The sequence below is a fragment of the Muricaecibacterium torontonense genome (genome assembly GCF_004793925.1).
In the GTDB taxonomy this organism is placed as follows: Bacteria; Actinomycetota; Coriobacteriia; order Coriobacteriales; family Atopobiaceae; genus Leptogranulimonas; species Leptogranulimonas caecicola.
In genome coordinates, this window is record NZ_SRYE01000004.1 from 219,148 (window position 1) to 235,780 (window position 16,633).

Annotated in this window: 10 protein-coding genes; 1 reads left to right on the top strand and 9 read right to left on the bottom strand. The window is 59.7% G+C overall.

Annotation, left to right across the window (positions count from 1 at the left end):
• Positions 1-114 precede the first annotated feature (114 nt).
• The 9 genes from E5334_RS07345 to E5334_RS07385 all read right to left on the bottom strand — a co-directional run bounded on the left by E5334_RS07345 (position 115) and on the right by E5334_RS07385 (position 14,074).
• Positions 115-1,275 (bottom strand): Spy0128 family protein, encoded by a 1,161-nt coding sequence (locus E5334_RS07345; protein ID WP_167604346.1) that lies wholly within the window; start codon positions 1,273-1,275, stop codon positions 115-117.
• Positions 1,276-1,426: 151 nt separating this feature from the next.
• A complete protein-coding gene (gene lgt / locus E5334_RS07350) occupies positions 1,427-2,395 on the bottom strand; it encodes a prolipoprotein diacylglyceryl transferase (RefSeq protein ID WP_136012941.1) in 969 nt (322 codons plus the stop codon).
• A gap of 112 nt (positions 2,396-2,507) precedes the next feature.
• Positions 2,508-4,700: an MBL fold metallo-hydrolase gene (locus tag E5334_RS07355; protein ID WP_136012942.1), complete on the bottom strand. Its 2,193-nt coding sequence runs from the start codon at positions 4,698-4,700 to the stop codon at positions 2,508-2,510.
• A 326-nt stretch (positions 4,701-5,026) separates the two neighbouring features.
• Positions 5,027-5,584, bottom strand: coding sequence for a dCTP deaminase (dcd, locus tag E5334_RS07360; protein WP_136012943.1), 558 nt, complete (start codon positions 5,582-5,584; stop codon positions 5,027-5,029).
• A 79-nt stretch (positions 5,585-5,663) separates the two neighbouring features.
• Positions 5,664-7,067: a lipopolysaccharide biosynthesis protein gene (locus E5334_RS07365; RefSeq protein WP_136012944.1), complete on the bottom strand. Its 1,404-nt coding sequence runs from the start codon at positions 7,065-7,067 to the stop codon at positions 5,664-5,666.
• A gap of 77 nt (positions 7,068-7,144) precedes the next feature.
• Positions 7,145-7,375 carry a NifU family protein gene (locus tag E5334_RS07370; RefSeq protein ID WP_136012945.1) on the bottom strand — a complete coding sequence of 77 codons (231 nt, stop codon included), beginning with the start codon at positions 7,373-7,375 and terminating at the stop codon, positions 7,145-7,147.
• 236 nt (positions 7,376-7,611) lie between these two features.
• Positions 7,612-10,161, bottom strand: a complete 2,550-nt coding sequence (locus E5334_RS07375) for a U32 family peptidase (RefSeq protein WP_275438981.1) — start codon at positions 10,159-10,161, stop codon at positions 7,612-7,614.
• Entirely contained in the window at positions 10,154-11,362 is a 1,209-nt protein-coding gene (tyrS, locus tag E5334_RS07380) for a tyrosine--tRNA ligase (protein WP_136012946.1), read from the bottom strand. The genes E5334_RS07375 and tyrS overlap by 8 nt, the downstream gene beginning before the upstream one ends.
• A 198-nt stretch (positions 11,363-11,560) precedes the next feature.
• Positions 11,561-14,074 carry an N-acetylmuramoyl-L-alanine amidase gene (locus E5334_RS07385; protein WP_136012947.1) on the bottom strand — a complete coding sequence of 838 codons (2,514 nt, stop codon included), beginning with the start codon at positions 14,072-14,074 and terminating at the stop codon, positions 11,561-11,563.
• 309 nt (positions 14,075-14,383) lie between these two features.
• Here E5334_RS07385 and E5334_RS07390 point away from each other — a divergent pair, with 309 nt between their 5' ends.
• On the top strand, positions 14,384-16,552 hold the full coding sequence (locus E5334_RS07390; RefSeq protein ID WP_136012948.1) for a transglycosylase domain-containing protein: 2,169 nt from the start codon (positions 14,384-14,386) through the stop codon (positions 16,550-16,552).
• Positions 16,553-16,633 lie beyond the last annotated feature (81 nt).

Below are 16,633 nucleotides of genomic sequence, written 5' to 3' on the forward strand. Positions count from 1 at the left end.
CCGCCTTGGAACGAGCCCCTCACAGGGCCTAATGATACACGGTGACTCTGGGCCTCCAGAAATCCACACCCTTAACGCCTCGCAAAGATAAAAAGGCCCTAAAGGATAGCTAGATTAGACCCAGGCTCCGCTGGAATCGAGCCTATAGCCTCCAATAGTGGTGTTATGAGCCATGGCGCCGGAGCTGTAGAGGTAATACCAGGCCCCGTCCCAAATCCAGCCGGCCTTCATGGCGCCGCTGGAGCGATCGCAAAAGTACCAGCTGCCATTGATGAAGCCCCATCCCCGATACATATGGCCGTCTCCAGGCGCCAGATAATACCAGGCGCCACCTGTCCAAATCCAACCTGTGGCCATGGCTCCCGTAGAGCGCAGGAAGTACCACTGGCTGCCCGTGAATACCCAACCGGCAGCCATGGCGCCCGAGCCTTTGAGGTAGTACCACGCGCCGTTGACCCACGCCCAACCGGTGGCCATGGCGCCGGTGGAAGGGTTGAGGTAATACCAGGCGCCGCCCTCTTTAATCCAGCCGGTCTCCCTATGACCGTCTGCAGGGCTCAAGAAGTACCAAGTGCCACCCTGCTGCAACCAGCCTGTCCTGCGCCCATGGTCGCCCGAAGTATCAAAGTAATAGGTCTGGCCGTCGATGGTGTACCAACCAGATGCATAGGTGCCCTGAGGGGTGCGATACCGGGTGACGCCGCCCTCATGAACCCATTGGCCCGAAGGAGGAGGCAGCGGGCCGTTAGAAAAAGCAGCCTGAGACACGGTCTTGCCGCCCGTGCTATAGGTCACGCTGGCGCCTTTGTTGCCCAGCATATCCTGGGTCACAGTGACCGTGACCTCGTACACCGTGGTATCGCAGCGATAGCGAGGATTGTTCTCTTGGGTGAGCCTGTAGGTGCGCGTGCCCACCTGCCCATAGGGGATCTCAAAGTTCACATAATTATTTTTACCGGTAAGATCGCTGTGCTGATTGGCAACCTGCATCGCCGATCCGGCAGAGTCTGTGAGCCTGAAGGTGAACTCCCCTGCCTCTAAAGAGCCGCCCGAAAGAGAGACCGTGGCTGTCACATTGAAACAATCCAGCGGATTTACCGGGGCTGCCGTCATCAGGCGATCCTGAGCTTGCGAGGTCTCTGCTATGGCTTGGTCAGAGGCTTGCTGGGCTGTCGCCTTGACAGGCATGAGCCCCAAGCCGAGAACCACCGCCATTGCCACCAGTAAAAGCCTTGCTTCTCCCAGACTCTTATGACAGATACCTCGATGGTGCATGGCGCCTCCTAAAAAAGAGGGCCGCCCTGCGCGTAGCAGAACAGCCCGCTCTGTTACAGAGTCACCTGTACCCTCCACCTTGGCATCTGTTGCCCGCCACGCAATATCCCCAGACAGCAAGGGACATCGATATGCGTGATGCTCGCAGCCCTTAGGGTTGCCCCCGGCGGCGATGGGAGGGTTTCTCGGCAGCGGAGGCATCTGGAGCCTTGGGAGAATCCTCTGGACGAGAAGCGGGGCCTGCTACCGGAGGCACATCGATGTCGTCGGCGGGCTCGTGAGGCAGCTCCCGGTCCACCCCGGCAGTCACCATATAGGTGTGGCCGACCTGAGGGCGCTGGGTTTTGTGAGCCCAATAGAGGATAAGGGCGCCGATGATCACCAGAGGCAGCGAGAGCACCTGGCCCATGGTGATGGGGCCAAAGAGGTAGCCCAGCTGGGCGTCGGGGACGCGCACAAACTCGATGAGGATGCGAAAGACGCCATAGAGAAGCAAGAACAAGCCTGTGAAGGTGCCCTGAGGCCTAGGCGGTAGCTTTCGCGACAGGCTGTAAAGAACCACGAACATCACCACGCCCTCGAGGAGCGCCTCGTAGAGCTGGGAGGGATGGCGAGCCACTCCGTCGGCTTCGAATACCACGCCCCAGGGAAGATCGGTGGGCTTTCCCCAGAGCTCGCCGTTCACAAAGTTGGCCAAACGCCCAAAGAAGAGGCCGATGGGGGTCACGATGACACCCAGATCGCAGAAGGTCAACGCCGACACATGCACTGGCCTCGCCGCGATGCAGCCGCCGATAATAGCGCCCACCAAGCCTCCATGAAAGCTCATTCCGCCCTCATAGGTGGCCAGAATCTTTAGGGGATGGGCCAGGTAGTAGCCGTCGCCATAGAAGAGGCAGTAGCCAAGCCTTCCGCCAATGACCGCTCCCAAGGCGATGCCTACCACCACTGTCATGATGTCGTCTGCCGACAAACCCAGCTTCCAGTGGCGGGAGATCTTGCCCACCAGCAAGCCTCCCAGCAGAAATGCGGCCAAGTAAGCCAGCCCATACCAGCGCACGGCCAGAGGGCCGATGGTGAAGGCCACCGGGTCTAAGGAGTGGTAGATCTCGTTTAGCATGGCGCTCCTTATTGCAAAAGGCAGGTCAATAGAGAGACTCAGGCAACCCAAGAAAGCGAGCTGCCTGAGTAGCGTAGTGGATTTAGAGGCTCATTTTGAGCAGGACCGCCATTTAGGCCACCCACGCCCCAGAACCGTTAAAACTGTACTGGGTGCCGTCGATAACATGGCTGCCTGTGACCATGGCACCTGATTCGGGGGCGAGATAGTACCAGGTTGCACCCAGCTGGATCCAGCCCGTGGCCATAGCCCCAGATCCTGTGAGGTAGTACCAGGTGCCGCCCACTTGAATCCACCCGGTGGCCATGGCGCCTGACCCAGAGAGGTAGTACCACGCGTTGTCTGCCTGCGCCCAACCACGAGCCATGGCGCCCGAGCCGGGGGCAAGATAATACCAGCTGCCCCGATCAAACAGCCAGCCTTGGGCCATGGCGCCGGAGCCTTGCAGGTAATACCAGGAACCTCCTAGGTCAAGCCACCCGGTCCTCATGGCGCCGGAGCCTGGTGCAAAGTAGTACCAGGTGCTGTCTACTTGCGCCCAGCCTTGGGCCATGGCGCCGGTTTTGGGATCCAGGTAGTACCAGGTGCCATGCTCGTTGAGCCAGCCGGTCTTTACCGTGCCGTTGCTCATGCCATAGTGCCAAGCCCCTTCTACAAAGGACCAGCCTTGAGGCAGGCTCATCATATGACCCTCGTCATCAAAGAGATAGGTCTTGCCCTCCACGGTCACCACGCCGTCCTTGGCCATGGCGCCGTCAGGCATGAGGTAGAAAAAGTAAGTTCCTTCGCGATACCAAGTGCCTTCCTGGGCGTAGGGAGAGCGGTTGAAGTGATACCAATCACCCCAGCGAGCCTGATTCCACTCGGTGGCCTTTTTGAGGTAGCCGTCCTCAAAGCGTATATAGTGCGGGGAGTTCTCGCGCCAGAGATAGCGGACTTCCTCGGTCTCGGGAACGTTGTAGGATATCTTGCCGTAGGAGAAATCCGCAACTGTGGCAGCTCGGTTGAGCTCTGCCTGATGCACCGCATCGATGAGGCGCGCCTCGGAGTCTTTGGTGTAGTCCAGCACATCTTGAGACGGCACCCCAGAAGAGAGCTCCGAGGTCATCACCAGGGTGCGAGGCGACAGGGAGTTAAGGTAGCGGCGGGAGTTAGAGCCCACCAGACCATGATGTCCCAGCTTGAGCAAGTCTACCTTGCCCAGCTCTTTGGCCAGGCGGTCCTCATCGCCATCCAGGTATCCAATGTCTCCTGCCAAAAAGGCCTTATGGGAGTTGGCCTCGACCAAGACGCCCAGCGAGAACTCATTGGCATCGTACTTGGGATGGGTGAAGTAGTCAGTATCGTAATTATAAATAGAGACATCCATAGAACCCAGCTTGAACTGGGGATTGCCCACATAGGATCCCTTCGCGCCTTCCGGGGCGGGGGAAATGACCTGAGGCTTGGAGGCGCCTGCCGCCTCATCTTCTTGCACGGTCTCCGGAGCCGCCTGAGGAGCCACGGCCTCTACCATCTCTTGGGCGTCCAACGCCACAGGGTCGCCCGCTACAGGAGCGAAGACGCTCTTCTCGGTAACAGAAGGCTCAGAGGCTGCAGGAGTTTCTGGGGTATCGGTGGGCTGCTGAGAAGGATCCGGGGTATCGGGTTGTGCAGGTTTCTCGGGACCTGCAGGGTCCTGAGGATTTGCAGGATCAGTGGGAGCGGGATCTTCTGGAGCCTCTTCCAGACGGCCGGGATCCACGGGGGCAGAGGTGTCGAAGCCTTGGATGAGCGTGGCGCCATTTGCCAGCGCTGCGGCTACCGTGCGGTCGTAGACATACTGGTTGTCCCAGAGACGGGAGGGCTCGAAGATATAGGAATCCTTATAGGGCAGGAGGTAGACGCGCTGAGGCTTGAACTCCTCGATAACCTCGTCGGCGCCGCCAATGTGGTCGCTGTGGGGATGGGTGCACACAAGGAACTCGAAGTTCTCGCTGGTGACACCCATGGCCTTCATGTAGGCAAAGAGCTTGTCGGTCACCCCTCCCCCACGGGTGATGCCCTCGCGCAACGGATAGCGAGGATCTTCGCCAGACGGGTAGTCGTTGTCCTCTCCGGCATCCACCAGACCAAAGCGACCGTCGCTCTCCAGCAAGATGGCGTCGGTGAAGCCAAAGGAGAGCACGTGGACTCGCGCCGTGGAGTTGACAGACGACGTGATGGCTGGAGATGCCCACACTCGAGACGGCACAGAAAAACAGCAGCAAAGCCCCCATACCACCGCCAATGCCACCAGAACGCGCTTGCGGGCAGAGCACATCATCCTTCAAACTCCTTCACACCTGGGGCACCCAGAGTTTACCTCGGTAATCGTGTAATGGGTTCCTCTAAACCTAGGTATTTTTTTGCTTTGAATACCTAGTTATTCAAATACATATAGTTCAGTTTAGCTACAGACAAAAGACTCTATCACGACTCGCGCTATTTGTCTCAGCCCATGCAAGGGTGTCTTTAGGTTTCATGACCTTTAGAACTGGTTCGCCGAGCTCGCGAAGAGCTCCGACTTCTCTAAACATAGCTGCCCTCGCCACAAAAGGGCGAGGGCAGCCAAACATTATGTGTAGTAGTGGCCTAAATCTGGGCGGCCTGTTAGTCAGTAAGCACGTGAGAAGCCGTGGCTCCCTTTTGCCCTTGGTAATGGCTTCCTAACTGCGCCGAGCCATAGGGGCGCTCCACCGGGGAGCTCATGCGCTCAAAGGAGAGCTGGCCTATGCGCATGCCTGGATGAAGCATGATGGGCAGCGTAGCCACATTGGAAAGCTCAAGCGTGAGCTCGCCGTCCCAGCCGGGATCCACATAGCCTGCGGTGGAGTGGATCATGAGACCCAGACGGCCCAGTGTAGACTTGCCCTCAAGCTTTCCCAAGATGTCGTCTGGCAGGGCGATGCGCTCTAAAGTGGTGCCCAGCGCAAACTGGCCTGGATGCAAGATGAAGGCCTCGCCCTCAGGAACCACTACCTCCTCGGTGAGGTCTGGCTGCTCTGTGAGCGGGTCGATATAGGTATGAATGGAATTGCGAAAGATGCGAAAGTTGGATCCTAAGCGCACATCCACAGAAGCCGGCTGCACATCTTTGATCTGGAGTGGCTCGACCACGATGCGTCCCTGCTCCATCTCGCGCTTGATGTCTCGATCCGAGAGGACCATGACTCCACCTTTCCTTGCATCCTCGCCTAGCTAACCTCTTAAGCCTACCTTACCGAGAAACCGCTGCCCTCCTTAAGCCCTACCTCTCAATAGGCTCTTCGCACTCTTTGGAGTATTTGACTGCTTTGGAGCCGCAATCCTCCTTGGAACTGCAATCCTTGGTGTGCAAAGGAGCCTCTGGCTCTGACGGCGCCTCTGAAGGGGCCGCCTCCAAGTGAGTCAGGCTGTCGCCGGAGGCAAAGTGCCCTTTGAGCTCGTGGGCTAAGAAACCCAGCATCACTAAGGTGGAAGCCAGCGATGAGATGATGGAACAGTAGGTGACGCCATTGAGCCCAAAGACGTTCACCAGGGGCACCATGGTGACCAGAGCCGCTGCCAGAGCCACCACGCCGCCCACAAAGGTGGACTTGAAATCGTAGAACACAGTTTCAAGGCTGTTGAGAAAGCCCATATAGGCAATGGCCAACGCAGCGATTACCATAGGCGGCAGCAGATAGAGGTATTCCAAAATGCGATCGCCATAGATGAGCCCGTAGAGAAACGCGCCCAAAAGCTGCACGCCAATGAGACATAGGATGCCAATGACCACGATGGCTACCAGGGTGAGTCCCATGAGCTTTATGAAGGAGCGGCGATCGCGGCGCTCATAGATCTCTTTGAAGTAGGTCAGAAGCGGGTTGTACACAAAGCCTGCACCGGTTTGCACGATAGCCACCGGCGCTACCATGGTTCCATACACGCCAAGCGCAGCTTCACCTTGAGCGTTCATGAGGTACTGGCGAGGGATCGAGGTGGCACCCGAGATAGCCATAAACGCCAACACCGCCGGGGCGCAACGCACCAGAAGCTCTCTGGCTTTAGCGGTGCTAATCCGAGGTTTGAACTCCTCGAAGTAGCGCACCCGAGGCAAGTCGTAGACGATGCCCACTATTACCGTGACCACAAACATGGCGAACAGGGTAAGCGAGAGGTTTTGGGTAGCAGCAAAGACCGCCACAAAGGCCGCCAGCGACACCACGCCTTGGATGGCGTAGGAGATGCCAATGTAGTCCATGCGCTTTTCTCGCTGCTCCAAGGCGTGAAAACAATCTAGGATGGTGCCCGCGATCTTGTAGAGCGAATAGAAAATGATGGGGATCAAAAGGTCTGGGGCGCTGGTAGCCAGCGAGTAAACAGCGATGAGCACCAGAGCGATCCCCGAGGTGATGAGTCGCAGCGCAAAATACTCGCCCAGGCTGTTCTCGCCGTGAAGATCGCCAATTTGATACATGTAGAGGCGGTAGTCCACCAAAGACGAGAAGATCGCATAGACAGACACCACGTAAGAATAGACGCCTGGAGCGTCGTAGGTAGCCGAAAGCCGCATCACGAACACCGTGATGAGCCAGGCACAGAGCAGGTTGCCAAAGGAGCCAACGCTGTTCCACATCATATTGCGCTTCACCGACAACGGCGCGCGCTTGGGATCGGTGCGTGAGAGCACGCCGCCTCCTCTAACAACCTGCCAATACGTGACTTTTCACAAGACGTCCCTTACGCGCCGCGAAAGTGCGCGGGCGCCTAGACTGCACGGACCGCAGTCACGCCAGGCACATGCTCTTTAAGCACACGCTCGATGCCCATCGACAGGGTCATGTTAGAGAGTGCGCACCCAGCGCAGGCGCCGGTAAGCTCCAGCGAAACCACGCCATCGTCATCGACGGCCACCAACTCGCAGTCGCCGCCGTCTGCCTGAAGGCTCGGGCGCACCGCGTCGAGCACACGCTCCAACAGCTCTTCATCCACAGCCATGAGTGGCTCCTTTCCAGCTCTCGAAACTCCAAGAGCGACCGTATGTTAGGACGCAGCCTGAAAGCTGCCTTTGGCAAGTATGCACCATGAACCCATGCAAACTCACCTACCCTCACCATACCCACAGGGTCTCGGCAACTCTCAAAAGCTGCCGAGAAGCCCTTCCATCGCCACCTCTTATTCACGGCCGGCAGAAAAAGGGCTTCAAGCCAACAGCGGCATTGCAGCAGCAACCCCTACTCCACCGGGGAAAACAGGTGCCCTCGCACAGACCCGGCTTCTGGGGCAGGCAGAGGTTCGCCGGTTGCCACCGCCTCCAAGGCCTCACGAAGGCGAGACACCGACGCCGCGGTTTTCTCGGCATCCAAAAGAGTGGCGTCCACCATAAAGCGGGTGAGCCCTGCGCCTAAAAGCTCGCGCAGCTTGGGGACCGCATCCAGCGGCTGATCCCAATAGATGCGGGAGCGGCCCTGAAGGTCGGTGGTGACCGGCAGCGCGCGGCCATCGATGTTCTTGAGGTAGAGCTTCTGAGCGCGAAGGCCACAGGTGTCGCAATGGCCCGAGCAGGCATCGGCCATCTGGAGCACGCAATGCTCCGAGGTCATCGCTCTCTCCTGACCGTAAACCACCAGCCCGCAGGGAAGCGAAGTGGCCGCGCATACCGGCGCCATCTGGGCGACGGTGAGCTCGTGAGAGAGCCAAAAACCAGAAGCGCCCGCCTCTTCAAGCGCGGTGACACAAGAGCGGTTGGACACCCCTATGCAGGGCCGGATCTCGGGAGCGGCCCCGCGTTGCTGCGCCAAAGCGAACTCGCTCATGGAACCCACCGCGCAGGGCGCCTCTGGCACCACCCAGCGGTCCAGGCGCCCGTGATCCTTGAGGCGGCACACCTCATCCAGCCAAGGGATGGTTTCTTGGGGAAATCCCCCCTGAGCCAGGGCGTCGGCCGGCGCATAGAGACGGGTTGCGCCGGCTGCCAGCGCAGCCTGGGCGCCTTCCGGAGTGGAGACCACGCAGCAGACCTGGGCCTCTTGAGCGGCCTGGCGCAGCGCGGCTTCGCCCTTGGGGCCTGGCTTTCCTGCAGTGAGTCCTGCATCTTGGCGCCAGGAAGCCACCTGCTCGCACCACTGCCTCCAGCTGGGAGGCGCCGCCACCTCGCCCACCCGCTTCTCATAGGGGGCGCAGATGGCCTCCTCGAGAGCGTCGGCAGCCTGGCTCCTGAGCCTATGGACTGTCGAGAAGCCCAAACCGCAGCCTTCATCAATATCTACAGTGATCGAAGCGGCCACAAAGGGGCTCTGACCTAGGCGACCTGCGTGCTCTTGGAGGTCTTGGGCGGTGACCGCTTTGGTGCGTGCGGCCTCGACCACAGGGCCCTGGACACTCACCGCTACCGCCGAGGCGTCTCGCCTGGGCAACGCGCAGAGCTGGATGGAGAGCGGCTGACCCAGCTTGCAAATAATGTGCATGGACACTGGACGCTTGGATGAATAGGGAGCGGACTGCAGGCGCTCGGCCGCCACGATGGCTTCTTGGCTGCGCAACAGGCGCACGGGAGTGCCCGCAGGTACCGGGCGCTTGACGCCGCACACCACCTGGCTATCTGCCTCCACGTCCCGAGGCGCATTAGTGGTGAGGAAGGTCTCAGGATGGTCCTTGGGGCGAAGTTCCAGCAGATCGCCCTTGCCCAAAGGAGCCTGAGTATAGATGGCGGCTTCATGGCCCTGGGCACGCACCACATGGCCTACCAACTCTCCCCTGTTGTTGGACCGCTCGTAGCTCATGAGGGAGTTGTCGGATATCCCCATAAGATAGCCATCGGTGAAGTCACGATTAAAGGCGCGCTTGAGCTGACGGAACAACGAGTCGCGCACTTCTGGATCCAATTCGCGAGAACGCACGCGGGCTACGTGGTCCAGCGCAGACCTATAGGCGCTTACCACCGCAAGCACATAGTCGGGCGCTTTCATGCGTCCCTCGACCTTGAGTGAGCCCACGCCCATTAAGACCAGCTCGCCCAGATGATCCAGACTTAAGGCGTCTTTGGGACAAAGACCGCGCTCCCAGGCCACCGGCCCCAGCCTTTTGCCTTGGGCACTGTAGAGCTCATGGGGCAGTCGGCAGGGTTGGGCACAAAGGCCTCGGTTGGCCGAGCGAGAGCCCCTCAAAGCACTCATAGAGCAGAGGCCCGAATAGCAAAAACATAGAGCGCCATGGCCAAAGACTTCGCACTCTACACCGGTGGCGCAGCAGGCCGCAATCTCTTCTAGGGAGAGTTCGCGAGAGAGCGTCACCCGCTCATAGCCATGGGCAGCGCACCACTGGATCCCTCGGGGATCTTGGATGTTTGCTTGGGTGGACACATGGACTTCTGCCTGGGGGAAACGCCTGCCCACCTCGGCCGCCAACCCCCAGTCCTGAATGATGAGGGCATCGGCGCCCAGCCGCACCGCACGGGCGGCCAGCGCCAGAGCCGCTGGCATTTCATCGTCTGTCACAAGCACGTTCATGGTCACAAAGACGCGAGCCCCTGCCACATGAGCCTCTTGGCATGCCTTCTGAAAGGAGGCGTCATCAAAGTTGTCTGCCCCACGGCGAGCGTTGAAGTCGTTACCAAGCCCGCAGTAGACGGCATCAGCCCCGCCTGCCAAAGCCGCCCTAAAGGCCGCAGGACCTCCGGCTGGAGCGAGCAGCTCGCAGACGAGATCCTGCGGCAAGGGTACGGGTTCCTCGGCATCCACAGGCGCCTGGGGAGAAGATGTCTGAGAAGCGGATGCCTTAGACAAGCTGGACCGCCCTGCGCTTTCCCACCTGGATAAAGGCGCCTTCCACCTGGGAGGGGTCAAGGTTGTAGGTCTTTGGGGCCAAAGGCTCGTCGTTCAGGCGCACGCCGCCGCCGTCGATGAGGCGACGCCCCTCCCCTGCACTCTTGGCAAGGCCTACTTGGGCCAGTAGCGCAGGCAGGTAGACTTTGCCCTCGTCGTTGACGATGAGCTCACAGGCCACTTCAGGGGCGTGGGGGCGCTGATGCTCTTTGAAGAGGGCGTCGAAGGCCGCAGCGGCATCTGACGCTGCCTGCGCGCCGTGGTAGAGCTCCACGATATTGGCAGCCAGCTGGCGCTTCAAGGCATAAGGGTCTGCGGTGCCGTCGGCCAAAGAGGCGTCGATGGCGTCCACCTTCTCAACCGGGAAGGTGGACGCCAGGCGGTAATAGCGGCCCAGAAGCTCGTCGGGGATGGACATGATCTTGCCGTACATGTCTGCAGGCTCATCGGTGAGGCCCACGTAGTTGCCGTAGGACTTGGACATCTTCTTGTGGCCGTCAGTGCCCTCCAAAAGCGGCATAGTAAGGGCTACCTGGGGCTCCATGCCGCGCTTCTCCATGAGGTCGCGGCCGGCTAGAAGGTTGAAAATCTGGTCGTTGCCGCCCATCTCCAGATCGGCGCTGATCATCACCGAGTCGTAGGCTTGAAGGACCGGGTAGATGAACTCGTGCAGGGCGATGGGCAGATGGTTTTGGTAACGGTTGGAGAAGTCCTCGCGCTCCAAGATGCGCGCCACGGTGAACTGGGACATAAGGCCTAGCATGTCCTGGAGGGTGAGCGGCTTGATCCAGTCGCCGTTGTGCACGATGGTGGTCTTCTCAGGATCCAAGATCTTCATAGCCTGCTCGACGTAGGTCTTGGCATTGGCCTCCACCTGCTCCTCTGTAAGAGGCGGGCGGGTGGAATCGCGTCCGGAGGGGTCGCCGATGAGCGCCGTACCGTTGCCGATGATGAGGGTGACGTTATGGCCCAAATCCTGGAACTGACGCATCTTGCGCAGGGGCACTGCATGGCCCAGGTGAAGGTCGGGGCTGGTAGGATCCACGCCCAGCTTGATATTGAGCGGCGTGCCCTTGGCCAGCTTCTTCTTGAGCTCTTCTTGCGGCACGATCTGCATCGCGCCAGACTCGATGACTTTCATCTGCTCCTCAACGCCGAGCATAGTCCCTCCTTAGCCGCAGCATCCCACGACATCTTTTAAACCCCTCTTGCGGGGCAGCCTTTGCGTCTGTCCATCCTACCCCAAACGGGCCCTTCGCCTGTAAGGCAAAAGGCCCGTCTAAAAGGTCGTGCATTTTTTAAAGCTACCGAGAAACCCTCGACTTTGCAGCCATGGCGGCATCCTTTATAGAAAGGACGATCAGCCGGTGATGGCCTTCATGGCTGCCAGCAGGTCGCGCCCGTAGAGTCGATTGCTCGCCCATACCAGGCCGCCATGGCCGTCGGCGCCGTAATCCTCAAGGTAAGGAGCGATACCGCGGTTTGCGATGAGGTGGAATCGAGGGTCCACGCAAGGCTGGGCGAGCGCCTCCTTGGAGGAGTAGGCCTTGAGGTGTTGCGCTTGGGCCAAGAGGCCTTCTTGCACGTTGGCGAACGTGGCGGCGTTGCCGTTTGCGTTGCCATCCAGGGCGCCGAGGCCGCCAAAGTTGCACTGATTCGCGTTGACGATGCCGCCAAACTTGAGCCAACCGGTCTCATTGCCAACCTGAGCTGCGAGCACCTCGGGGCGCACGCCTTCTTTCTCGGCTGCGTCCCAAGTTGCCTGGGCAAAGGCCTCGGGAGTCTGCGCCCCGTACTTGGCATCATCGCGATAGATCTGCGGGTAGTTAGCCTGGATCTTTGCAGCGAAGGCCTTCACAAAGGCGTCCTTGCCCATCGCAGATGCGCCCATGACCGGGGTATTGCCGGGGCGAGTGTAAGTCTCTTTGCCGCCCTCATAGTAATGGACCTTCGAGCCAGAGACTGAAGAGTTGGAAGGTTGCAAAGAGACGTTGTACCAGCCATTGATGGCTTTGCCGTCATTGTCAAACACATAGGCGGCTCCGCCGATGGTCTGGCGGCCCGTGACCATGATGCCGTCAGTGCCCAGATAGTAGCGAGCGCCGTTGATGGTTTGCCAGCCGGTGAGCATGTTTCCCTTGGAGTCGTAGTAACGCCACTGGCCATTGGGCTCTTTGAACCAACCCACTCGCTGATTGGGGTCGTTCAAGAGCGCACCGGAGCTGTCGAACTCGTAGTTCTTGCCATCGATGGCCTGCTTTCCGGTGAGCATGGCGCCAGAGCCATTGAGGTAGTAGGTCTTGTTGTCGATGCGCTGCCAGCCGGTGAGCATGGCGCCGTCAGAACCCAGGAGATACCAGGCATTGCCGACCCACTGCCAGCCGGTGAGCATGGCGCCGGAGGCGTTGCAGTAGTACCACTTGTTGTCCACCAAGATCCAGCCGGTCTTCATGGCGCCGTCGCCTTGGCCTCCCAAGTAGTACCAGGCATTGCCGACCCAAGTCCAGCCGGTAGCCATGGCGCCGTCGCCAGCCAGCCAATACCAGGCGCCACCCAGGTTGAGCCAGCCGGTAGCCACGCGATCGCCGGAGAGATAGAACCAGCGATTGCCCAACTGACGCCAGCCAGAGCCTGAGATCCATGCGCCCGAGCCATTGAAGAGCGAGCGTACGCCATGGCATACCGCGGTGCCGTTCTCAGCCATCGCACCGCTATTGAGATCCAGCCAGTACCACGTGCTGCCCAGGCTGAGCCAGCCGGTAGCCATGCGGCCAGAGCCATTGAGCCAGTAACAGACGGAGTCCACCTGCACCCAACCGGTACGCATGCGACCGTCATTGCCCAGGTAATACCAGCCGCCGTCATAGGCCCAGTTAGTCTTCATGGCCCCGTCGTCAGGACCGCCGTAGTAATACCAGGCGCCGTTTCGCCAGACCCAGCCAGTAACCATGGCGCCGTCGCTCGGGCCGCCCAGCAGATAGTGGGCGCCGCCCAGCGTGATCTCGCCGGAGAGCATGTAGCCGTCTGCGCCAAAGCGGTACCACCTGTTGCTGATCTTCTGCCAGCAGTTGGTGGCAGCCGAGCCGTCAGAGAGGATGTACTTCCAACCCCTGGAGTCTTGGGCCCAGTGAGCTCTGCTGGGACGCACAGAGACAGCAGGCTTCACATAGCTGTTGGGCCACTGCTTGGCGATAGCCTCGGCGTCTGCGTAACCCATCTGCTTGAGGGTGGCAGGGTCACCCAAGCGCTTAGCCTCGAACTCGTTGGACAAAAAGCCATGTTCGATGATGAGGCCGGTAGTGCCGTCCCAGCGTGGGTAGTAGTTGATGCCCATGGAGTCTGCTGCAGATCCGTCTGGGTAGGTGCCAGTGCCTGTGTTGAACTTGTTGCCGCGATTGTAAAAACCCATCTCCTGAAAGCGCTTGAGCAGGTCTGAGCCAAAGGCGCGGCTCTCGCGGTTGGTGAACTGGTTCCACGTGGAGAAGTTGCAACAGAGCACCTCGGAACCATTGGCCGAGGGAATGCCGTCAGCGGAGTTCATATGAAAAGAGATGAGCACACGGGCGTTTTTAGCCTTGGCCCTAAGCCATCTTTCCCGACGGTCAAGCGTCTCCCACTTTTCCTTCACCACATAATTGGGGATGCCCAGCTGGTCCAGACGCTCCTTGCAGTAGAGCATCACCTGCCAGTTGAGCTCCTTTTCTTTGAGACCGTTATTGTGAGCTCCCACCTCAGTGCCGCCATGGCCGGGGTCCAGCGCCACTGGGCCACAGGTTGCCAGAGCAGGTGCAGGAGCAGCGAAAAGCACCAGTGCCGCTCCCAAAGAAAGGGCTCCCAAAAGGAGCTTCTTTATTTTCTTCACTGATATCGTCATAGGCTATCCCCCACGCTAGAATGCGTTCTCTTCTCGCAGAAAATGATAACAGGCAATCTATTATAGGTTCCAGAGGGAAGCTCTTTTGGCCACTGGTTGCCCAACTCCCGCCCAAGCCCCTATAGATAAAAGCGGGCTTGAGCCTAAAGGTTGCCAACCCTCATAACTGCCGGTAAAACAGGCGCTCTTACAGCTATTTATCACAGCGGTGACGATATTTCATAAATGAGATGAATCGAGCGCCCCATAGGCCTAACGGTGCGTTCATGACCGATAATGCACAGGGACGTAAAGTAAAGGAGGACCTTTATGGGAATCAGGACCCGACGTGCCCGCAGGCACTCGAGGACCCATTTCGTTGGCTTTGGCATTGCGGGGCTTCTGGGCTTCATCGTGCTCATCACCATTGCCTTGGCCTTCTCCTTAGGAACCGTGGTCGACAACTGGCTCAAAGACCTTCCGGACTTCGAGTCTGACGACGCCTACCTTGTTTCTGAGCCCACTACGGTCTTTGACTCTCAGGGCAACGTGATCGCTGAATACTATGCGGAGAACCGTCGAGCCGTCACCTTGGACGAGATCTCGCCCTATGTGGTGAAGGGCACCGTGGACACCGAGGACATCCGTTTCTACCAGCACAACGGCGTAGACCCTCAAGGCATCGCCCGCGCCGTGGTGGTGACGCTTCTAGGAGGCAGCGAAGGCGCTTCCACCATCGACCAGCAGCTGGTGCGAAACACTGTTCTCTCTGACGAGCAGTTCGACAAGACCCTGCGACGCAAGGTGCGCGAGGCCTACATCGCCACCGAGCTGGAGAAGAAGTACTCCAAGGACCAGATCCTTAACATGTACCTCAACACCATCTACTACGGCTCGGGCGCCTACGGCATCGAGGCCGCGTCAAAAACCTACTTCAACGTGAGCGCCAAAGACCTCACGTTGGCCCAGGCAGCCCTGCTCATCGGCATCCCCAACTCGCCGTCGCTCTATGACCCCACCCAGCACCCCGACGCCTCCATCGAGCGTCGCAACCTGGTGCTCAGGCGCATGAAAGAGGCCGGCGACATCTCCCAGGAGGAATACGACGAGGCGGTGAACACCCCCTTGGAGCTCAATCTGGGCACCAACGTCATGTCCAACACGGGCACCTATCCCTATTGGACCCAATACATCAAAGAGCTGCTTTCCCAGGATTTCTCCAGCGACACGGTGATGAAAGGCGGCCTCAAGGTCTACACCACCATCGATCCGGACGCCCAAAAGCAGGCAGAGGATGCGGTGAACGAGCAGCTTCAAAAGATCGGCCAGGAGGGCCTTCAGAGCTCCCTGGTGGCCATCGACCCTTCCACCGGCTACATCAAGGCCATGGTGGGCGGCAGCGACTTTTCCAAGAGCCAGATGAACCTGGCTACCCAAGGCTTGCGCCAGCCGGGTTCCACCTTCAAGGTCTTCACACTGGTAGCCGCCCTGCGCGAAGGCGTGAACCCCGACGTGCTGCTCAACTGCAACTCCCCCCTCACCGTGTCCTCCACTTGGAAGGTGAGAAACTATGGCGGCGTGAGCTACGGCAACATCTCTCTGGCCCGGGCCACCGAGCTCTCCTCCAACACGGGCTATGTGCAGGTGGCCCAAGCCATTGGCGGCCAAAAGATCGCCCAGGCGGCCAAAGACATGGGCGTCACCGAGGACCTGCCCGCCTACGACTCCATCACCTTAGGCACCATTCCTGTGCCCGTCGTGCAGATGGCAGAAGCCTATGCCACCCTTGCCGCCAACGGCCAGCATCGCGACGCAGTGGCCATCACCCGTATCGAGGATCGAAACGGCAACAAGGTTTACGAGCACAAGGACTCCCCTACCACCGCAGTGGACCCCTCGGTGGCCTATGCCGCCACCAAGGTGCTCCAAGGCGTCATCTCCAGCTCCGGCGCCACGGCTTCAGTGGTCAAGAACTACGGCATCGACCAGCCCATAGCCGGCAAGACGGGCACCACAGACCTCGCCGACAACCTCTGGTTCTGCGGCTACACCCCCCAGATCGCCGTGGCGGTGTGGACCGGTTACCCCGATTCCTCCAAGACCGTGATCATTGGCGGGTCCGACGGCCACCCCTCCAACAGCTCCTGCCCCATTTGGGCCAACTTCGTGAAAGCCTACTTGGGAGACACACCTCGACAAGAGTTCACTGAGGAAACCGCGCCCGCCTACAAACCCAACAGCTCTTGGAAGTTCTCGCGCGGCACCGCCTCGAGCTCGGGCAACACCGGCCGCCGCTCTCAGAGCACCCCTCAACAGCAGCAGCCTCAAGAGCAGGTGCCCACCCAAACCGAGCCCGACGCCACCCAAACCCAACCCGAGGCCCAAACGCCTGCCCCATCCCAAGGCACGGAAGGCACAGGCGGCACGGAGGGTGGCGACACCTCAGGCGGCACTGATCAGGGCGGCGGCGAGACAGGTCAAACTGCACCCACCCCCTAAACGCCTCGGCGCTCTAGCGGCTGTAAACCCCTACACGCGCGCAATCCCTAAGGCAAAGGGCTTCTCGGCAAGGGACCATTC